Source organism: Sphingobium sp. (assembly GCF_049304695.1).
In the GTDB taxonomy this organism is placed as follows: Bacteria; Pseudomonadota; Alphaproteobacteria; order Sphingomonadales; family Sphingomonadaceae; genus Sphingobium.
In genome coordinates this window covers 199,597-218,048 of record NZ_JBAQOK010000081.1, presented here as the reverse complement: position 1 = coordinate 218,048, position 18,452 = coordinate 199,597, and the positions used below count along the sequence as shown (strand labels likewise).

General features: G+C 64.4%; 19 protein-coding genes and 1 tRNA gene. 10 read left to right on the top strand and 10 right to left on the bottom strand.

Features of this window, described 5'->3' with window-relative positions:
• Nucleotides 1-3: 3 nt before the first annotated feature.
• Genes WA070_RS15875 through WA070_RS15860 form a run of 4 tightly spaced genes read right to left on the bottom strand, consistent with a single transcriptional unit; the run spans nucleotide 4 to nucleotide 2,548 of the window.
• Entirely contained in the window at nucleotides 4-993 is a 990-nt protein-coding gene (locus WA070_RS15875; RefSeq protein ID WP_422634886.1) for a nucleotidyltransferase domain-containing protein, read from the bottom strand.
• Nucleotides 990-1,853 carry an HprK-related kinase A gene (locus WA070_RS15870; protein WP_422634885.1) on the bottom strand — a complete coding sequence of 288 codons (864 nt, stop codon included), beginning with the start codon at nucleotides 1,851-1,853 and terminating at the stop codon, nucleotides 990-992. The genes WA070_RS15875 and WA070_RS15870 overlap by 4 nt, the downstream gene beginning before the upstream one ends.
• Entirely contained in the window at nucleotides 1,850-2,128 is a 279-nt protein-coding gene (locus WA070_RS15865) for an HPr-rel-A system PqqD family peptide chaperone (RefSeq protein ID WP_422634884.1), read from the bottom strand. The genes WA070_RS15870 and WA070_RS15865 overlap by 4 nt, the downstream gene beginning before the upstream one ends.
• Before the next feature lie 6 nt (nucleotides 2,129-2,134).
• Nucleotides 2,135-2,548, bottom strand: coding sequence for a hypothetical protein (locus WA070_RS15860; protein ID WP_422634883.1), 414 nt, complete (start codon nucleotides 2,546-2,548; stop codon nucleotides 2,135-2,137).
• A gap of 100 nt (nucleotides 2,549-2,648) precedes the next feature.
• On the opposite strand from WA070_RS15860, the gene WA070_RS15855 reads away from it, so the two are divergent.
• From WA070_RS15855 to phoB, 7 genes are all read left to right on the top strand, one after another.
• Entirely contained in the window at nucleotides 2,649-3,902 is a 1,254-nt protein-coding gene (locus WA070_RS15855; RefSeq protein ID WP_422634882.1) for an ATP-binding protein, read from the top strand.
• A gap of 152 nt (nucleotides 3,903-4,054) precedes the next feature.
• Complete coding sequence (locus WA070_RS15850) at nucleotides 4,055-5,113, top strand: substrate-binding domain-containing protein (protein WP_422634881.1); 1,059 nt, start codon at nucleotides 4,055-4,057, stop codon at nucleotides 5,111-5,113.
• A gap of 8 nt (nucleotides 5,114-5,121) precedes the next feature.
• Nucleotides 5,122-6,519, top strand: coding sequence for a phosphate ABC transporter permease subunit PstC (pstC, locus tag WA070_RS15845; RefSeq protein WP_422634880.1), 1,398 nt, complete (start codon nucleotides 5,122-5,124; stop codon nucleotides 6,517-6,519).
• A 127-nt stretch (nucleotides 6,520-6,646) separates the two neighbouring features.
• Nucleotides 6,647-7,888 (top strand): phosphate ABC transporter permease PstA, encoded by a 1,242-nt coding sequence (gene pstA / locus WA070_RS15840; RefSeq protein ID WP_422634879.1) that lies wholly within the window; start codon nucleotides 6,647-6,649, stop codon nucleotides 7,886-7,888.
• Between the two features lie 8 nt (nucleotides 7,889-7,896).
• Nucleotides 7,897-8,685 (top strand): phosphate ABC transporter ATP-binding protein PstB, encoded by a 789-nt coding sequence (gene pstB / locus WA070_RS15835; protein WP_422634878.1) that lies wholly within the window; start codon nucleotides 7,897-7,899, stop codon nucleotides 8,683-8,685.
• A 17-nt stretch (nucleotides 8,686-8,702) separates the two neighbouring features.
• Nucleotides 8,703-9,398: a phosphate signaling complex protein PhoU gene (gene phoU / locus WA070_RS15830; protein WP_422634877.1), complete on the top strand. Its 696-nt coding sequence runs from the start codon at nucleotides 8,703-8,705 to the stop codon at nucleotides 9,396-9,398.
• Between the two features lie 3 nt (nucleotides 9,399-9,401).
• A complete protein-coding gene (gene phoB / locus WA070_RS15825; protein ID WP_422634876.1) occupies nucleotides 9,402-10,103 on the top strand; it encodes a phosphate regulon transcriptional regulator PhoB in 702 nt (233 codons plus the stop codon).
• 406 nt (nucleotides 10,104-10,509) lie between these two features.
• Here phoB and def read toward each other — a convergent pair whose 3' ends face one another.
• Nucleotides 10,510-11,040 carry a peptide deformylase gene (gene def / locus WA070_RS15820; RefSeq protein WP_422634875.1) on the bottom strand — a complete coding sequence of 177 codons (531 nt, stop codon included), beginning with the start codon at nucleotides 11,038-11,040 and terminating at the stop codon, nucleotides 10,510-10,512.
• A 183-nt stretch (nucleotides 11,041-11,223) separates the two neighbouring features.
• Complete coding sequence (gene recR / locus WA070_RS15815; protein WP_422634874.1) at nucleotides 11,224-11,820, bottom strand: recombination mediator RecR; 597 nt, start codon at nucleotides 11,818-11,820, stop codon at nucleotides 11,224-11,226.
• 53 nt (nucleotides 11,821-11,873) lie between these two features.
• Between recR and fmt the strand changes: the two genes are divergently transcribed.
• Both fmt and truA read left to right on the top strand, forming a co-directional pair.
• Complete coding sequence (gene fmt / locus WA070_RS15810; protein ID WP_422634873.1) at nucleotides 11,874-12,782, top strand: methionyl-tRNA formyltransferase; 909 nt, start codon at nucleotides 11,874-11,876, stop codon at nucleotides 12,780-12,782.
• Between the two features lie 73 nt (nucleotides 12,783-12,855).
• Complete coding sequence (gene truA, locus WA070_RS15805) at nucleotides 12,856-13,602, top strand: tRNA pseudouridine(38-40) synthase TruA (RefSeq protein ID WP_422634872.1); 747 nt, start codon at nucleotides 12,856-12,858, stop codon at nucleotides 13,600-13,602.
• 157 nt (nucleotides 13,603-13,759) lie between these two features.
• Here truA and WA070_RS15800 read toward each other — a convergent pair whose 3' ends face one another.
• On the bottom strand, nucleotides 13,760-14,491 hold the full coding sequence (locus WA070_RS15800) for a queuosine precursor transporter (RefSeq protein ID WP_422634871.1): 732 nt from the start codon (nucleotides 14,489-14,491) through the stop codon (nucleotides 13,760-13,762).
• A 69-nt stretch (nucleotides 14,492-14,560) separates the two neighbouring features.
• Here WA070_RS15800 and WA070_RS15795 point away from each other — a divergent pair.
• Nucleotides 14,561-14,636 (top strand) — tRNA-Arg (locus WA070_RS15795).
• Nucleotides 14,637-14,651: 15 nt separating this feature from the next.
• Here WA070_RS15795 and WA070_RS15790 read toward each other — a convergent pair.
• The 3 genes from WA070_RS15790 to WA070_RS15780 all read right to left on the bottom strand — a co-directional run bounded on the left by WA070_RS15790 (nucleotide 14,652) and on the right by WA070_RS15780 (nucleotide 18,450).
• The gene (locus WA070_RS15790; protein ID WP_422634870.1) at nucleotides 14,652-15,056 is read right to left on the bottom strand and encodes a response regulator; all 405 of its coding nucleotides are present in this window, start codon (nucleotides 15,054-15,056) and stop codon (nucleotides 14,652-14,654) included.
• A 119-nt stretch (nucleotides 15,057-15,175) separates the two neighbouring features.
• Nucleotides 15,176-16,144 carry a spore coat U domain-containing protein gene (locus WA070_RS15785; RefSeq protein ID WP_422634869.1) on the bottom strand — a complete coding sequence of 323 codons (969 nt, stop codon included), beginning with the start codon at nucleotides 16,142-16,144 and terminating at the stop codon, nucleotides 15,176-15,178.
• Nucleotides 16,135-18,450 carry a fimbria/pilus outer membrane usher protein gene (locus WA070_RS15780; protein ID WP_422634868.1) on the bottom strand — a complete coding sequence of 772 codons (2,316 nt, stop codon included), beginning with the start codon at nucleotides 18,448-18,450 and terminating at the stop codon, nucleotides 16,135-16,137. The genes WA070_RS15785 and WA070_RS15780 overlap by 10 nt, the downstream gene beginning before the upstream one ends.
• Nucleotides 18,451-18,452 lie beyond the last annotated feature (2 nt).

The following is an 18,452-nucleotide window of genomic DNA, read 5'->3' as shown; positions in this document are numbered from 1 at the left end:
GCTTTATTGCGGGCGGTGACCCCTGCGCCACTTGGTCCATAGGTGGCGGGCCAGCATCAGGGGTGGCATGCGCAGCCAGTGAGAGCGGATGAAGAAGGCGAAGACGAGAGCTTTACGCGTTTCGCGGCCCCAGCCGTCGCGGGCCAGCAGGCGTGCGCGCACCATGCGGTCCCATAGCGTCAAGGGCGCGCCCGTGCCATAGAGCGCAGCCGCCAGCCGTTGCGCCTGTTGCACATGGGGAAGGAGATGGTGGAGCGCCGCGCGTGCTTTCAGCCGGACCGGATCGGCCTCCGGCAGCAGGCAGTGGATGTCCCACAGGTTGCGCAGCCCGCCCTGTAGATCGCCGTCTGCCAGCATGTGTGCGGCGGCGTGGACGATGCGGTCTTCGGGTGAGAGGATCGACAGGCCTTTGGCGATAGGCATGGCGTCCGCGATCAGGGCGGCGGGGTCGGGATGCGGACGCGCGGTCAGGGGCAGGATCGTGTGATGCACGTCGATCATCCGGTCGCGCGTGGTGTGGATCATCGGGGGCAGTTCGTGCATCCACTGACGATAATAGGCGTCGTCATAGGGGTCTGGCTTGGCCCATTCCCATCCGGCGGCAAACAGAGCCTGTTCGACGGCGGCGATGTGGTCGCGGGGGACCAATATGTCGAGGTCGCCGATGAAGCGGCCCTGCCCGGCTGTCAGCCCTGCGGCAGCATAGGCCGTCCCCTTGAGCAGCACGACCGGGATGGCCAGCGGCGCGAGGGCGTGTACGGCGCGGTCCGCTTCCCACAGGGCCTGGCGCGATTCGCGCACTGCGTCGAAACGGGCGTCGGCCAGCACGCGCGCCATCGCTTCGGGGACGGCGATGCCATCCAGTCGCACGGCGAGCGTCCCAATCAGCCGTTCGGCGCGGGCGGCGGCGATCAGGCCGTTCCAGCCTGCCGCGTCCAGCCCGGCGAGCGACGCGGGATCGCGCAGGGCCTGCACCAGCAGCCTGGCGCTCATGCCGTTTCGTCCCACAGGCGTTCGACCATGGCGATCGCGTCGGGACCGCTGGGGAAGTCCATCGCGCGGGCGGGGACGTGCGTCACGAAGCGGGTCAGCGCGGCAAAGCCCGGTTCGCCCAGCGCGACATAGTTGGTCGATGCCTGAGTCAGGCGCATGAAGACTTCGCCCTGCCCCACCGCTCGCACGTCGGCGGCATGGCCGAAGCGGGGGAAGAGCAGGAGTTTGGGGACTGCCCCCTGCCCCATGCGGGCCACGGCGTCGGCGCGGGGGACCATGTGGCGAATGTCGCCCTTTGCCGTGGCGGCGAGCAGCGGTCCCATCCGGCCTTCGCCGACTTCCCCGGCCACCACGTCGATCGCGCGGTTTTTGAGCGATACCAGACGCGGGAATGGCAGGATCGCGCCGCTGTCGAGGTCGAGCAGCGCAAATTCATCGCCCATGAAGCGCCAGCCGCGTTCGCCCAGCATCGCCGCCAGTGTCGATTTGCCGGACCCCGATTCGCCAGTCATCACCAGCGCGCGGCCATCCTTTTCGACGCTGGACGCATGGAGCAACAGGTGTCGCCGCCAGCCCAGAGCCATCTGGAGGTTCATGCCCATTTCGGCCGCCAGCAATCCATGGGCCAGGCTCATCGGCGCGGCGTCGGCTAACCCATGGTCGCCGGTGATGAAAATGGACGGGCGCACCCATCGGCGCAGCAGGTTGGTCGGCTGAAGGCGCACGGTGAAGTCAGCGGTCGCCCCGCTTTGGTCGGGATAATCACTGTAGAGCCGCGCCAGTTGCTCGATCGGCTGCGCCCATGCGGACCCGATGCGAAAGGTCGCGGGACCGATGCCCAGGGTCAGGGCGTGCTTCATGCCGGGCGCACCAGCCCCAGATCGACCAGCGCGTCGAGATGGGCCGCAATATCCGCCATGGCCACGTCCGCCGGTCCCAGATCGAAATCCTGCGCCAGCCGGTCGTGCATCGCCCGCGCGTCGATCGCTTCGTCAAAGCCCATGCGGTCGAGTATTTCCGGCACCGGGCTGATGACCATATGGGTCTGGCCCGATCGCGGATGATAGAGGAGGACGATGTCGGCGAGGACGCAAAGGCGCACCGCATCCGCCGCATCGCGCCGATAACAGACCACGCCGCCTCAGCGCGGCATTTGCAGCGAGGCGTAACAGGTAAAGCCGCTCGTCCCCGATTGCAGGCGGCGGATATAGTTGAGATAGGCCTGATTCTGGTCGTAGCTGGTGCCCGGCAGCGGGCGACCACGCAGCGCCTGCTTCACCTGTTCGCCCGTGAAAGGGCGTGCCGTACCGGGGAAGGCGCCCGGCGTGCCGGATGGCACGATTTGCCCATTGGGCGCGATATAGTTGGCGGCGCGTCCCTGATCGGGGACGGAAATGGTGCAGTTGAGCACGGACGCGGCAGTGTTGGCGAGGGCCGGACGGATCGACACGATCGCGGAAGCCGCCATAGCGCCGCCCATCAACAATTGACGACGGGACGCGACGGCCGGGTCCGGCGTCGGGGTTGCGTCCTGATCGGGCTTGGGTTCGTCCATAATCGTCCTGATCCGTGATCCCGCTTGCCAAAGCGTAAAGATTGCCGGCTATTGGGTCAGGTCATCGCAGCAAATGCTCGACAAATCCAGCGCGGTAACCATGAATAGATTGACGACTTCCCAGATCACTGCCTCGCTCGCCATGCTGTTGCTGAGCACTGGCGCAGCGTTGATGACGGGCGCTTCACCGCAATCCATCCTGTTGCCGATATTGGCCGGCGTCGCCGTGCTGCTGATCTGCGCGCGAGGGCAAGGGAGGGACGAACCGGCCCGAACGGTCATGATCGACCCGCCCGAACTGGCCGACCATCCCGACTTCAGGGACTTTCTGGAAGCGATTGCCGATCCGCTGATGCTGGTGGACAAAGGGCGCATCCTGCGGGCGAATCGCGCGGCGCAGCGGTTGTTGGGCGCGCATATCGAGGGAGAGGATGCGCGCATCGCCATCCGCCACCCCGCCGCCGCCGAACGGCTGGCCCACGCCGGGCCGATGGCGGAACCTGCGGTCGTCGAACTGGTCGGCCTTGGGACGCGCGACCAGCGCTGGCAGATGCAGCTTGCCCCCTTTGGCGAAGGTGCGCAGGTGCGGCGGCTGGTGCATCTGGTCGATCGCAGCGGCGCTTATGCCGCCGAACGGATGCGGGTGGATTTCGTCGCCAACGCCAGCCACGAACTGCGCACGCCGCTGGCCGGGATATTAGGGTTCATCGAAACGCTGGCCGACCCTGAACTGGGCAAGGATGACGAGACCCGGCAACGTTTCCTGAAAATCATGGACGGCGAAGCGCGGCGGATGCAGCGGTTGATCGACGATCTGATTTCCCTGTCGCGGATCGAAGCGGAAAAATATCGCGCGCCCGACAGCACCGTCAATCTGTCCGAACTGGTGGCCGAAGTCGTCGGCGTGTTTCGATCCAGCCATGGCGACCGGGGGCGGGAGGTGGAAATGGACATCGCCCCTGCCCTGCCCGGCGTTCAGGGGGATCGGGCGCAATTGTCGCAGCTGCTCCACAATCTGATCGGCAATTCGATCAAATATGGCCGACCCGGCACGCCCATTCACGTCATCTTGAACGAGGGGCCGGGCAGCATGGCGCGGCTGACCGTCACCGATGAAGGCGAAGGCATTGGCCCGGACCATCTGCCGCGCCTGACCGAGCGATTCTATCGCGTCGATTCGGGGCGCAGCCGGGCGATGGGCGGCACGGGGCTGGGCCTGGCCATCGTCAAACATATCGTGGAGCGGCATCGCGGGCGGTTCGACATCGCCAGCACGCTGGGCAAGGGGACGAGCATCACGGTTTTGCTGCCCCCTGCGCAAGTCGAAAGCCCAAGTGCCAAGGCGATTTCCTAATCCAGCAATGGCGCAGTATTTTGCATTTCCGGGTCGTTGTCATAAAACCGCAACCCGACTGTCACAAATGCGCGACGAAGCGCGGTTAGGTCGCGTCCTGACAAGGGGGGCGGCGAATGTTCGAATCGCGGCCAATTCTACTGGAGGTTCCCGTGAAGCATTTCTTCCTGTTCGCCGCGAGCGCCGTTGCCGCGCTCTCGCTCGCCGGTTGCGGCGACCAATCGGGTAGCGGCGGCGCGGGTTCCACCCGTGACCAGATCCGCGCGGTCGGATCGTCCACCGTCTATCCTTTTGCCACGGCGGTTGCCGAACTGTTCGTTCAGGGCAATCCGGGCATGAAGTCACCGATCGTCGAATCGACCGGCACCGGCGGCGGCATGAAGCTGTTCTGTGCAGGGGTCGGCGCACAGTTCCCGGACATTGCGGACGCATCGCGCCGGATGAAGAAGTCAGAATTTGACGATTGCCAGAAGAATGGCGTGAAGGACATTGTCGAGGTTCAGATCGGCGTCGATGGCCTGGCCTTTGCCGAAGCAAAAAATGGTCCCGGCCTGAAGCTGACGCCCAAGATCGTCTATGAAGCGCTGGCCGCCAATCCCTATGGCAAGGGTCCGAACAAGGCGCAGACCTGGAAGGATGTCGACCCCAGCCTGCCCGCCATCACCATTTCCGTGTTCGGCCCGCCATCCACCAGCGGCACGCGCGATTCGCTGGCTGAACTGATCCTTGAAAAAGGGTGCCAGTCGGACCCGGCGATGAAGGCGCTGAAAGACAAGAGCGAGGACGAATATAAGGCCACCTGCACCCGCGTGCGGGAGGATGGCAAATATGTCGATTCCGGCGAAAACGACAATCTGATCGTCCAGAAGCTGGGCGCCAATCCCAATGCGGTCGGGGTGTTCGGCTACAGCTTCCTGGAAGAGAATAAGGACACGTTGAAGGACGTTTCGATCAACGGGATCGAGGCGACCTACGAAACCGTATCGACCGGCCAATATCCCGGCGCGCGTCCGCTCTACATCTATGTGAAGAAGGCGCATATGACGGCCATTCCGGGGCTTCAGGGCTTCCTGAACGCCTTTACCGCCAACTGGAGCCCCGATGGCGCGCTGACCAAGCGCGGCATGGTCGCGGCCCCCGAAGCAGTGCGCAAATCCAGCGCCGACACGGTCAAGGCGCTGACCGTGCTTGACGGTTCGCAGCTTAAGTAAGGCGACCCATGACTGGTCCTGCAATATTGCTGCTGCTTGCTGGCCTGGGCGCGATCGCCTGGGTCAGCGCCCGCGCCCGCGCGATGCGTCTGCAAACGGTGGCGCGCGCGAGCGGTGGGCGGCGTGATGCCGTCCACAGCCTGCCCGGCTATCATGGCTGGTATGTCGCGCTGTGGACGTTGATCCCCGCCGCGATATTCCTGGCCGTGTGGGCCAATGTCGCGCCCGGTCTGGTGACGCAATCGGTGCTGGCCGATCCGGCGGCGCAGAGCCTGCCCGTCGATGGCTTTTCGCGCTCCGCCATATTGGGTGAAGCGCGGGCGATCGCGACGGGGCAGCAGGCAGGCGCGTTCAATCCGATGGCGCAGGGGCTGGTCCAACCCTATCGCGCGGCGCTCGACAAATATGGCATGGCGGGCGCGGTGCTGGCGCTGGTGCTGGCCTTTGCTGGTGGCGCCTATGCCTTTACCCGCATTCGCCCCGATTTCCGGGCGCGCACGCGAGTCGAGCGGCTGGTGATGGCGACATTGCTGATCGCGTCGCTGCTGGCGATCGTAACGACGGTGGGCATCGTCGCGTCGTTGTTGTGGGAAAGTTTCCGCTTCTTTTCGATGGTCAATCCCATCGATTTCCTGTTCGGGACCAAATGGTCGCCCCAGTCCGCCGCCATGGGATATGGCAATGACGACGCATTCGGCGCGGTGCCGCTGTTCTGGGGAACCGTGTTCATCGGTGCGATCATCGCGATGGTCGTGGCCATTCCGCTCGGCTTGATGAGCGCCATATACCTGACTCAATATGCCCGGCCCACGGTGCGCAAGTGGATGAAACCCACGCTGGAGATGCTGGCGGGCGTGCCGACGGTGGTTTACGGTTATTTCGCAGCGCTGACCATTGCGCCGGCGCTGCGCGATTTTGCGGTGATGATCGGCATCCATGGGGCCAGTTCCGAAAGCGCGCTGGCGGCTGGTCTGGTCATGGGCGTGATGATTATCCCGTTCGTATCATCCATGGCCGACGACAGCATCGCCGCCGTGCCGCAATCCATGCGCGACGGCAGCCTGGCGATGGGTGCGACGACCAGCGAGACGATCCGCAAGGTATTGATCCCCGCCGCGCTACCCGGTGTGGTCGGCGGCGTATTGCTGGCCGTCAGCCGCGCGATCGGTGAGACGATGATCGTGGTGATGGCCGCTGGCCTGGCCGCCAACCTGACGCTCAATCCCTTTGCCAGCGTGACGACGGTGACGACGCAGATCGTCCAGTTGCTGACCGGCGATCAGGAGTTCGACAGCGCCAAGACGCTGGCCGCCTTCGCGCTGGGGCTGGTGCTTTTCATCGTCACCCTGCTGCTCAACATCGTGGCCCTGCGGGTCGTGAAGAAATATCGCGAGGCTTACGAATGAGTGCGCCCCAAACGCCGTTCGCCCTGAGCCTGTCGAAGGGTTCGCCTGAGCGGAGCGAAGGCTCTGTGCTTCGCTGCGCTCTGCCGGGGGCTTCGACTTCGCTCAGCCCGAACGGGGAAAAACGATAATGTCAGTTCGCAACCCCACCGACTGGTCGTCGGACGAAATGCGCAAGCGGATCGCGCGGCGTTATGCGTCCGAACGGCGGTTCAAGTTCGCCGGGCTGTTTGCGGTGTCGCTGTCCGCCGCGTTCCTCGCCTTTCTGCTGTTCACGATGATGGGCAATGGCCTGCGTGGTTTTACGATCACGGAAATCGCGCTCAAGATCGATTTCCCAGCGTCTCCGCTGCTGCTCGATCCCGCTGCGATCACTGATGAATCGCTCAATCAGGCCAATCTGCCGATGGTGACGAGCACGATCGCGAAGAAGGCGCTGGGCGCCGACGCTGATGCTCTGCTGGCCCCGACCGCGTGGATCGCCGTGCGCGATGCGATCAAGGCCGACCCGGCGATATTGGGCAAGACGGTGACGATCGCCGTTCCCGCATCGACCGGCATCGATCTGGCTGCCAAGAGCAACGGTCCGCCGGAAGCCGAAGCGCAGGTTGCGCGGCTCGAACAGGCGGGTCTGCTGACGACGGGCTTCAACTGGGGGTTCATGACTGCCAGCGATGGCACCGATCCGACGCAGGTCGGCATCTGGGGCGCGTTCAAGGGATCGTTGCTGACGATGATCGTCACGCTGGCGCTCAGCTTCCCTGTCGGTGTCGCGACGGCGCTGTATCTGGAAGAATATGCGCGCAAGAACTGGATCACCGACATTATCGAGGTGTCGATCAACAATCTGGCGGCGGTGCCTTCGATCATATTCGGCCTGCTGGGCCTGTCGATTTTCCTCAATTTCCTGCACCTGCCGCGTTCGGCCGCGCTGGTCGGCGGGCTGACGCTGGCGCTGATGACGATGCCGGTCATCGTCATTGCCGGGCGCAACGCGATCAAGTCGGTGCCGCCGAGCATTCGTGACGCGGCGCTGGGCATTGGCGCGTCGCCGGTGCAGGTGGTGTTCCACCATGTGCTGCCGCTCGCCCTGCCCGGCATCCTGACCGGCACGATCATCGGCATGGCCCGCGCGCTGGGTGAAACCGCGCCGCTGCTGATGATCGGGATGCGCGCGTTCATCGCGACGCCGCCGGGGGGCATCACTGACCCCGCGACCGTGCTGCCGGTGCAAATCTATCTGTGGTCCGATGAAGTTTCCAAGGGCTTTGTCGAAAAAACCTCTGCCGCAATCATCGTCCTGCTGGCTTTCCTGCTCGCGATGAACGGCCTCGCTATCTACCTGCGCAACAAGTTTGAAACACGGTGGTAAACGCACCCATGAACGAACAACGACCAGACCTGACCATCGTCAATCCCAAGATGTCCGCTCGCGACGTCAAGGTCTTCTATGGCGACAAGCAGGCGATCAAAGGCGTATCGATCGACGTCGATATGGATAATGTCACCGCCTTCATCGGCCCGTCGGGCTGTGGCAAATCGACATTCCTGCGCACGCTGAACCGCATGAACGATACGGTGGCGAGCGCGCGGGTCGAAGGCACGATCACGCTGGATGGCGAGGACATCTATTCCCCGTCGATGGACGTGGTGCAGTTGCGCGCGCGGGTCGGCATGGTGTTTCAGAAACCCAATCCATTCCCCAAGTCGATCTACGAAAATATCGCCTATGGCCCGCGCATCCATGGCCTGGCTCATGCGAAGGCGGACCTGGACGTAATGGTGGAAAAGTCGCTGCGGCGCGCGGGCCTGTGGGACGAGGTGAAGGATCGGCTGCATGACAGCGGCACGGCCCTGTCGGGTGGTCAACAGCAGCGGCTGTGCATCGGGCGCGCGATTGCGGTGGAACCTGAAGTTATCCTGATGGACGAGCCTTGTTCGGCGCTTGACCCGATTGCGACGGCCAAGATCGAGGAGCTGATCCACGAACTGCGCGGCCGTTATGCGATCGTCATCGTCACCCATAATATGCAGCAGGCCGCGCGTGTGTCGCAACGCACCGCCTTTTTCCATCTGGGCGATCTGGTCGAATATGGGGTGACATCGGACATCTTCACCAATCCGCGCATGGAGCGGACCAAGGATTATATCACCGGTCGGTACGGCTGATCGCGGGAGAGACGGATATGGCTGAACATACGATCAAGGCGTTCGACGAGGAAATCGACAGGCTGCGTGGACTGATCGCCGAAATGGGCGGTCGGGCCGAAGCGGCGATCGAAAATGCGATGCTGGCGCTGCAACGACAGGACAAGGTGCTGGCGGCGGAAGTGGTCGAGGGCGACAAGCGCATCGACGCGATCGAGGCGGAGGTAGAGAAGCTGGTCATCCAGATCATCGCCCTGCGCGCGCCGATGGCCAACGACCTGCGCGATGTGATCGCGGCCTTGAAGATCGTCAGCGTGGTCGAACGGATCGGCGATTATGCCAAGAACATCGCCAAGCGCGTGCCGCTGATATCGAACAACACGCGCATCATGGAGCCTATTTCGCTGCTGCCGTCCATGGGGCAGGTTGCAGGCGAAATGGTGCATGATGTGCTGAACGCCTTTGCCGCGCGCGACGCCGATCTGGCGCTGGCGGTGGTGGAGCGCGACACGGTGGTGGACGATTTCTACAACAGCGTGTTCCGCACACTCGTCACCTTCATGGTCGAAAATCCCAAGACGATCAGCGAATGCGCGCAATTGCTGTTCGTCGCCAAGAATATCGAGCGGATCGGCGACCATGCGACCAACGTCGCGGAGATGGTCTATTATGCCGCAACCGGCAACACCCTGCCAGAGCGCGAACGTGGCGGCAGCGCCCTGATGGAGGAATAAGCCATGGCTCGGGCAAAGATGCTGCTGGTCGAAGATGACGCAGCGCTGGCCGAATTGCTGATCTGGCATTTCAAGCGCGAGGATTTCGACGTCGCCCATACGGCCGATGGCGAAGAGGCGCTGTTGATGGCGCAGGAGAATGTACCGGACATCGTGCTGCTCGACTGGATGGTGGAAAGCCTGTCGGGGATAGAAGTGTGCCGTCGGCTGCGCCGGGCGAGCGGGACGGCCAATGTGCCGATCATCATGCTGACGGCGCGGGGCGAGGAAGAGGATCGGGTACGCGGTCTGGAAACCGGCGCGGACGATTATGTCACCAAGCCCTTTTCACCGCGCGAACTGGTCGCGCGGGTCGGCGCGGTGTTGCGACGGGTGCGGCCTGCGCTGGCGGGCGAGTCACTCAGCTTTGCCGATGTCGAGATGGACACCGTGGGGCATAAGGTGCGGCGCGCGGGTCAGGTCATTCCGCTGGGTCCGACCGAATTTCGCCTGCTGCGCCATTTTCTGGAGCATCCCGGCTGGGTCTTTTCGCGCGAGCGGTTGCTGGACAGCGTATGGGGTCAGGACAGCGACATCGAACTGCGCACGGTGGACGTCCATATCCGGCGGTTGCGCAAGGCGATCAATGCCGATGGCGTCTATACCGACATCATCCGCACGGTGCGGTCGGCGGGCTATGCACTGGACACCGACAGCGCGAGTTGAGGGTGCGATTTCCAGAGTGAGACATAGGGGTGTTACGGGAGTTAGGGTTTGGCGTAACGCCTATGCTGTTGATATATAACGTTTATTATAGCGCGCTATTGTATATTATCCGTTCGTTTCGAGCGTAGTCGAGAAACGGTGGCACGGCGCTATACACTTCTCGACTGCGCTCGAAGCGAACGGATGTGGTGTGAGTAGGCTATAGGTACGAAACGTCGTGTCCGGCAGTTCGCACCGGATTACGATCAGGTGTGCCGAAGGTCCATCTACGACGCGCCGCCTACACGCACGATCCTTCGATACGCCATTTCGACTTCGCTCAATGCCTGTCCTGAGCGCCTGCCTTGGCAGGCAGTCGAAGGGGCTACTCAGGACGAACGGATTTTATAGGCCTGGCAGAAAGCCCTTAGGCCGCCTTGCGCATCTTGGTCAGTTTTTTAAGCAACATGTCGCGTTTCAGGCGGGAGAGGTGGTCGATGAACAGCACCCCTTCGAGATGGTCCATCTCATGCTGGAGGCAGGTGGCCAGCAGACCTTCAATCTGTTCTTCATGGATGCGGCCTTCGCGGTCCATCCAACTGGCGCGGACGCCGGCGGGGCGTTCGACTTCTGCATATTGTTCGGGCACGGACAGGCAGCCTTCATTATAGATGGCCATGTCCTGTGACCCGGACAGGATCTGCGGGTTGATGAACACCAGCGGCTTGCGCACCGGCGGGGCGTCTTCCGCGTCGGACTCCGGTTCCTGAAGGTCCATCACCAACACCCGTTTAGGCACGCCGACCTGAATCGCGGCCAGGCCAATGCCCGGCGCGTCATACATGGTTTCGAACATGTCGTCGATCAGCCGCTGCAAATCATCGTCGATCACATCGACCGGCGTGGAAATGGTGCGCAGACGCGGATCGGGCGCCTCAAGGATGGGAAGAATGGCCATTTTCGTAAAATAGCGAAAGCGCGGGACTTTTTCAAGCGACAGCCACGCTGTCCCTTTGGTCGTGTCAGAGGGCGTTGGGCGGGCAGTGGCGCGGGCTTCTCGACTTCGCTCGAAGCGAACGGGCGTGGTGGGGAAGGTTGCACCAGTGGATTGCCGTGCTTCGCTGGCAATGATGAAGAGGGCTTATCCCACGGGGCGGCGGGCGCGTAGTGCCTGCGCCAGCGTGCCTTCGTCCAGATAGTCCATTTCGCCGCCGACCGGCATGCCATGGGCCAGTTGCGTCAGGCGGATGGGGAAGCGTTCCAGCCGTTCGGCGAGATAATGAGCGGTCGTCTGGCCCTCCAGCGTGGCGTTCATCGCGAGCACGACTTCGTCCACCCCGCCCTGTTCCAGCCGCGTGACCAGCGCATCGATGGTCAGATCCTCCGGCCTGATCCCCTCCAGCGCAGACAGTCGCCCGCCCAGCACATGAAAGCGGCCGGGGAAAAGGCGCGACTTGTCGAGCGCCCACAGGTCGGCGACATCCTCCACCACGCAGAGCGCTCGCGGATCGCGGCGCGGGTCGGCGCAGATACCGCAGGGGTCGATCGTGTCGACATTGCCACAGACATGGCAAGTGACGAGCCGTTCGTTCACCGCCTCCAGCGCGCGCAGCAGCGGTCCCATCGCGGCGTCGCGTTTCTTGATGAGGTGCAGCACCGCGCGCCGGGCCGAACGGGGACCAAGACCGGGCAAGCGGGACAGCGCCTGCGTCAGCGCATCTATTTCAGGTGAAGCCATGACGTGAGATAAGGGGTTGCAACATGTCCCGACAAGAGGTTTGAGCATCCATCATGCGTATCATCTATATGGGCACCCCCGATTTTGCCGTTCCGGCGCTCGAAGCACTGGCGAAGGCCGGGCATGACATCGTTGCGGTCTATAGCCAGCCACCCCGTCCGGCCGGTCGCGGCAAGGCGCTGCGCCCCTCCCCCGTGCAGGCGCGCGCAGAGGCGATGGGGCTGGAGGTGCGCACGCCGGTGTCATTGAAGGACGCAGATGTGCAGGCCGCGTTTGCGGCGCTGGACGCCGATGTGGCGGTGGTGGCGGCCTATGGCCTGATCCTGCCGCGCGCGATACTCGATGCGCCGCGTCAGGGGTGCATGAACATCCACGCGTCGCTGCTGCCACGCTGGCGCGGGGCCGCGCCGATCCAGCGCGCGATACTGGCGGGGGACAATGTCACCGGCGTTACGATCATGGACATGGAGGCGGGTCTGGACACCGGGCCGATGCGGGCCAAGCATGTCACGCCGATTGAGGACAAAACGGCGGGCGCGCTGACCGATGAACTGGCGCAGGCGGGCGCGGCATTGATGGTGGAAGTGCTGGACGACATCGCGCTGCATCCGCCCATGGCGCAGCCGGAGGACGGCGTGACCTATGCCGCCAAGATCGACAAGGCGGAGGCGCGGATCGACTTCACCCACAGTGCGCGGCAGGTCGAGCGGCAGGTCCGGGCGTTCAACCCCGCCCCCGGCGCATTTTTCGAATATCAGGGCGAGCGGTTTCGCATATTGTCCGCCCATGTCGAGGCGCATGATGGCGCGCCCGGCGAACTATTGGATCACACGTTGCTGATCGGGTGCGGGCAGGACGCGATCCGCCCGGTGCTGATCCAGCGGGCGGGCAAGGCGGCGATGAGCGTGGGCGAATTGCTGCGCGGGTTCGATATGCCGGTGGGGAGCCGGGTGGATGGGTGATGATGTCGGGGGGCGATCGCTGCGCGATCTTACCCACCCCCAACCCCTCCCTAAAAGGGAGGGGGGTTAAGAGGTGACGCGCTTTGCCTTTACCATCGAATATGATGGCCGCCCGTTCATGGGGTGGCAGCGGCAGGCGCATGGGCCGAGCGTGCAGCAGGCGATCGAGGAGGCCATCACGGCCGTGACCGGCGAAGCGGTGGCCGTCCATGCCGCCGGGCGCACGGACGCGGGCGTGCATGGGCTGGCGATGCGCGCCCATGCCGATATCGCCAAGGTCATCGCGCCCCATCGCATGATGGATGCGATCAACGCACGGGTGCGCCCGCATCCGGTGGCGATCACGGCCTGCGCCATCGTGGCGGACGACTGGCATGCGCGCTTCACCTGCCTGGGTCGCAGTTACGTCTATCGCATCGCCAATCGCCGGGCGCCTTTGACGTTCGAGCGGGGGCTCGTGTGGCAGGTGATCCAGCCGATCGACGTGGCAGCGATGCAGGCGGCGGCTAAGCTACTGGTCGGCCTGCATGATTTCACGACATTCCGGTCGGCCCATTGCCAATCGCAAAGCCCGGTCAAGACGCTCGACCGGCTGGACGTGGTGCAGACCGGCGACCGGATCGACATCCATGCCGATGCGCGGTCCTTCCTGCATCATCAGGTGCGATCGATGGTCGGCTGTCTGGTGCTGGTGGGGATAGGCCGGTGGAGCGTGGACGACATGCGCGCGGCGCTGGCGGCGAAGGACCGCACGGCATTGGGGCTGAATGCGCCGCCCGATGGGCTGTATTTTTTGCGGGCGGATTATCCGGGGGAGTAGGTCGGCCTGATCCTCCCTGTCGCGCAGCGATGGGGAGGGGGACCGCCAGCATAGCTGGTGGTGGAGGGGCTTCCACGCAGCGTTACAATGCCCCTCCGTCTGGCCTGCGGCCAGCCACCTCCCCATCGCTGCGCGACAGGGAGGATCTATCAGGATGTCAAAGCCGCGCGCTGAACGGGGTGAAGTTGGTGCCGGTGTCGTAGACGTCCAGCCCTTCGCGACGTTTGAGGGTGTTGACCACCAAATAGGTAAAGGGCGTCAGGATCGCTTCCCAGCTGACCTTCATCGCCCAGTTGGTGACCATGACGGTCAGCACCTGCGCGGTGGTCCAGTTGCCGTAGAAGGCGAGCGGGTAGAAGAGGAGGCTGTCGACGCCCTGCCCCACGATGGTCGATCCGATGGTGCGCAGCCACAGGTGGCGGCCCTGCGTCCGGATCTTCATGCGCGCCAGGACGAAGCTGTTGGCCAGTTCTCCGGCCCAGAAGGCGATGAGCGAAGCGAAGACGATGCGCCATGTGTTGCCGAACACGGCCTCATAGGCTTTTTGGTCGGGCCAGCCGACGGCGGGGGGCAGCGCGACCACGACCCAGCTCATCACCGCCATGAACAGCATGGCGGCAAACCCTGCCCAGACGCAGCGGCGGGCGCGGGCATAGCCATAGACTTCGGTGAGCACGTCGCCGATGACATAGCCGAGCGGAAAGAAAAGGATGCCCGCGCCAAAGGTGAAGCCGCCGACACTGGACAATTTGGCCGCGCCGATGAGATTGGAGAGCAGCAGGATGGTGACGAAGGCCGCCATGAAAAAGTCGAAATAGCGCAGCGGTCGCGCGCCCAGCGTTACCGCGTCGATCCTGTCTATCACGCCCTGCCCCGCTTCGTTTCGCATGGGTAACTGCATATCGCGACGGCGAGTGATTGCAAGCGCGCGCGCGCATCGCTATCGCGGCAAACGCGTGGCCCCGTAGCTCAGAGGATAGAGCATCCGCCTTCTAAGCGGATGGTCGCTGGTTCGAATCCAGCCGGGGTCACCATCCCTCCCCCCCCTTTTATCCCGTCGGGCCTTGCGAGCGGGGCTGTAGGAGGCCGCGAACGGTCTGGGGCAGCGTCATGGGATCGAAGGGTTTGGAGATGATCCCGGCTATGTCCGCGCGGCGATAGGCTTCGACATCGTTGGGGCGAACCGCGGCAGTGATAAGAACGGTGCGCAGGTCGGCCATGCCGGGTAGCTGGCGCAGTTGTTCGTGCAGTTCGATGCCGGACATGAATGGCAGGCGCAGGTTCAGGAGCGCGCAGTCGAATATCCGGCCGGTCTGGATCACCGCGTCCAGCGCGTCCACGCCGCTTTGAAAACAGACCAGTTCCATGTCCTCGTCCGCCCGCATGGCGAGCATCACGATATCCCTGATGTCCGCTTCATCCTCCACGAACAAGATCGTCAATTTGTCGGCCAAAGCACACCCCTCCACCCCCGCGCGCGCCGAATTCGGCTTAGCATCATATTCTTGTAACGACGGGGGTGCAGGAAAGTTCGTTTACGACGAAATGTGTTTGGAGCAGGTCCAGTCACAGATCAGAAAGTGATGACCACGCTGACCGTATCGGTGTAGCGACCCGCAGGCGGCGTCGCCTGCGCCGGGTTCACCCTGGCGACGTAGACCTGCATCTGGGCAGGAACCAGCGCGCCGGTGCCGGGCAGGCCGCCGGGCAAGGCACTGGTCTGGTCCCAGATGGTGACTCCATCGGCCTGATAGATATTATATTGCAAGCCATGCCCTGCCCCGTCGCTCATCGCGCGCCATGGGCGGGCTGAGCCGCTGTTGCCGTTGGTGAAGGCGACGGAATAGGTGGCGTCCTTGGTGCAATCGACCGCGACCGACTGGGTGACGCTGGCAAATTGCGAGGCGAGCGGCGCGCTGTTGAAGGACAGGTTGGGCGCGCTGATGCGGCAATCCTTGCCCACGGTCAGGGTGACGGTCATGACCGTAGTGCCGCTGCCGCTTTCGCCGATGAGGCAGAGCAGACCCGCGACGTTGAGCAGGTGACAGACGTTCCAGTTCCAGTTGACGGTGATGGTGTCGGTGTAGGTGCCAGCCGAAATATTGGGCGTGTTGGTGATGGCCGCGTACATGGTGGGCGTGAAATTGCCGCCGTTCAATATGCCCAGCAGGGCGAGCAATGCGGGATCGAAATAGTTGATCGAGCCGCCCTGCGTGAAGGCCTTCGTCCCGGCGGAGTCCGCAGAGAGGCGATAGGCGATGGCGTCGCCCGCCGCATTCCTCAGGGTGAAATTATTCGTGCTGTTGACGGTCGCCGTCGCATTGTTGCTGGACAGGATGACGATCGCGGTGCCGCTGCAACCGAAGGAGGATGGCGCAGCAACGGTGGCGACCGAACCGGCGCGGATGTCGTAGGAGGAGGCGGGCGCGAAGGTCGTGGTGGTCGCAGGGGTGCGCGTGCAGGCGGCCTGCACCTGCGGCGCGGCGATCATGGCCAAGGTGAACAGCATGGCGCGCAGGATCAGGCGAGCGATCATCGGCATGAAACGCTCCCCAGATTGGCGACCGGACCGGTATCGGCGGCGATGGCGAGGCGGGCGGTGCAGGGACCGCTTGCCATGCGGGCGGTGAGCACGACCGGCCCGGTCATCCCCTGCAACAGGATGATGCCGTCCCAGCCGACCATCGACACCGATCCATCACCCGACGAGAGCGACACAGGCGTGCCGGGAGGCAGCGGGCGGCCTGCGCCGTCAGTCAGCGCGACGGTGGCCGAGCGGACGAGGCGCACGGGCATGGCGATGACCGCACCGCTATTTTCACGCACGGCGATACGCTGTTCGATGGTGCGGGCCTCTACCCCTTCGGGCAGGTCCATCATGTCGATGGTGAAGTTGCTGGGGTGGTAGGGCGTGACGCGGGGGACGAACAGGCGTCCGTCCTTTTGCGTTTCGCCGATCCGCTGATTTTCATAATAGACCGACACGCCGGCCATGCCGGTTTCCACCACGGCGAAGGCGGCGGGTAGCTGATTGGCGAGATAGGGTTTGCCACCCAGAAAGGCGACCGATCCGCTGGCCCCGGCCCACACGCTGCTTGCGCCGGGGGAGCGGGCCGCGCCGCCGGTGATTTCGAAGGCAGGGCCGCGCCAGATTGCGTTGGCCTGACCCGTGAAGGCGCCGCGCTGGTCCACAGCGCCGCTCGCGCCATAACCCAGTCCGCCGTCACTGGGCAGGGTGCGGGCATAGTCGCCCTCGAACCGCAGGCGGCCACCGGGCTGGCGGCTGATGCCGACGCTGGCGGCCGAGGGGCCGAACGCCATGACGAGGCGGACCTGAGCGCTGGCGCGATTGGTGGCGAGGTCATAGTCGGCGGCCGCGAAGGCCGAGAGGCTGTTGCGCAGCGAGACGGACCAGGATGCCGTGGCGATGCGCGCGCGGTTGCCGTCACGCGTCCGGGCGCTGATATAGGCCGCGCCCATGCTGCCGAGGCGACCGAGTGCCAGACTGCCGCTGACGCGGTCGCTTTGCGATCGTCCGCGCCAGCGGCCAAGGTCGAAGCTGCCCAGATCGGCAAAGGTTTCGCTGCGTTCGCGATGTTCCGCGCCGATGGTGAAGCGGCGGCCCGAATAGGTGTAGCCGATGACCGCCTGCCTGCCCGTCATGCCCGCACGACGGCTGACTGCGACCGAAGCATTGACCGCGCCCCACAGGCCGGGCGACCAGACAAGCCCGATGCCGCCGAGTGCAAGGTTGCGGGCGGCCTCTCCATGCCCCTCCAGCGTGACATGGCGCGTGATGCCGCGACGGACCGAGGCATTGGCGACCATGCGGCCATAGGACAGGCTGGCGATGCCGTAATCGCGGCGCAATGCGCCCAGTTCGAGCGAGAAATCGGTCAGCCCCGGACGCAGCAGATCGGGCGCGACATAGAAGGGGATGACGGTCGCGACCTGCCGCCCCAACGCGTCGGTGGTGACGACGCGCGCTTCGCCTGCGCCATTGACGACGGGGACGTTGTTCAGGACGAAGCGGCCCGGCGCGACCTGCGATTGTTGCTGGCGATAGCCGTTGACGAACAGGTCCACGCTGGACGGCAGGGCCGCCTGCCCCCGGAAATCCGGCAACGGCATGGTGATGAGGTCGGGCCGGGTGCGAAAGCTGCGCGCGATTTGCAGGCCGCCGATGCGCACGGCGCTGCTCCATGGCAGCGCGCCGGTGATGGTGTCGCCCGCAGTCGCGACGAGTGCGCGGCTTTCATCGATATAGCGATAGGTCGTGTCGTAGCGGATATAGCCGCTGCGCGTGAAGCCGCCGGTTCGCAGGACGCCGGTGTTGGACAGGATGCCCAGGGGTCCGAACAGCCGCTGTTCGGACCAGAGAGAGACGCTCGTGCGCCCGCCCGCCCGTTGCGCGAACAGATCATAGTTCAGCAGCGCGCCGGGGCTGGTGGTGATGGGCATTTGCGCGCGATGGTCGGGGGCGACGGCGTTGATGGGCAGAAGATCGTCGGCAACGGTCAGGTGCAGCCGCTGTTGCTGCGCATCATAATCCGCGTCGATGCCGCGCAGCTGCGTAAGGTCCAGCAGGCCTTCGCCGCTGACCGCGACATGGGCCGCGCGCAGCGTGGCGGCGTCCACCAGCATATGCCCGTCCTGCTGGACGATTTCGGCGATGCCGGGAACGGAGGCGCCGTTGACCGTCAGTTCCACGAACAGATGGACAGGCGCGCCAGTCGTCATGGACGCACCTGATGCCAGCGGCAGCAGGCTGTCGGCCGATGCGGCCTGCGCCGCGCCGACCGGCAGGGCCAGCACGAGCCATCCGGCGAGGAGGGACATGATCTGCATGA

Bases quoted from the DNA above. Each gene is read 5' to 3' on its own strand.
- WA070_RS15875 (WP_422634886.1), bottom strand. From the start codon at position 993: ATGAGCGCCAGGCTGCTGGTGCAGGCCCTGCGCGATCCCGCGTCGCTC.
- WA070_RS15870 (WP_422634885.1), bottom strand. From the start codon at position 1,853: ATGAAGCACGCCCTGACCCTGGGCATCGGTCCCGCGACCTTTCGCATC.
- WA070_RS15860 (WP_422634883.1), bottom strand. From the start codon at position 2,548: ATGGACGAACCCAAGCCCGATCAGGACGCAACCCCGACGCCGGACCCG.
- WA070_RS15855 (WP_422634882.1), top strand. From the start codon at position 2,649: ATGAATAGATTGACGACTTCCCAGATCACTGCCTCGCTCGCCATGCTG.
- pstC (WP_422634880.1), top strand. From the start codon at position 5,122: ATGACTGGTCCTGCAATATTGCTGCTGCTTGCTGGCCTGGGCGCGATC.
- pstA (WP_422634879.1), top strand. From the start codon at position 6,647: ATGTCAGTTCGCAACCCCACCGACTGGTCGTCGGACGAAATGCGCAAG.
- pstB (WP_422634878.1), top strand. From the start codon at position 7,897: ATGAACGAACAACGACCAGACCTGACCATCGTCAATCCCAAGATGTCC.
- phoU (WP_422634877.1), top strand. From the start codon at position 8,703: ATGGCTGAACATACGATCAAGGCGTTCGACGAGGAAATCGACAGGCTG.
- phoB (WP_422634876.1), top strand. From the start codon at position 9,402: ATGGCTCGGGCAAAGATGCTGCTGGTCGAAGATGACGCAGCGCTGGCC.
- def (WP_422634875.1), bottom strand. From the start codon at position 11,040: ATGGCCATTCTTCCCATCCTTGAGGCGCCCGATCCGCGTCTGCGCACC.
- recR (WP_422634874.1), bottom strand. From the start codon at position 11,820: ATGGCTTCACCTGAAATAGATGCGCTGACGCAGGCGCTGTCCCGCTTG.
- fmt (WP_422634873.1), top strand. From the start codon at position 11,874: ATGCGTATCATCTATATGGGCACCCCCGATTTTGCCGTTCCGGCGCTC.
- WA070_RS15800 (WP_422634871.1), bottom strand. From the start codon at position 14,491: ATGCGAAACGAAGCGGGGCAGGGCGTGATAGACAGGATCGACGCGGTA.
- WA070_RS15785 (WP_422634869.1), bottom strand. From the start codon at position 16,144: ATGCCGATGATCGCTCGCCTGATCCTGCGCGCCATGCTGTTCACCTTG.
- WA070_RS15780 (WP_422634868.1), bottom strand. From the start codon at position 18,450: ATGCAGATCATGTCCCTCCTCGCCGGATGGCTCGTGCTGGCCCTGCCG.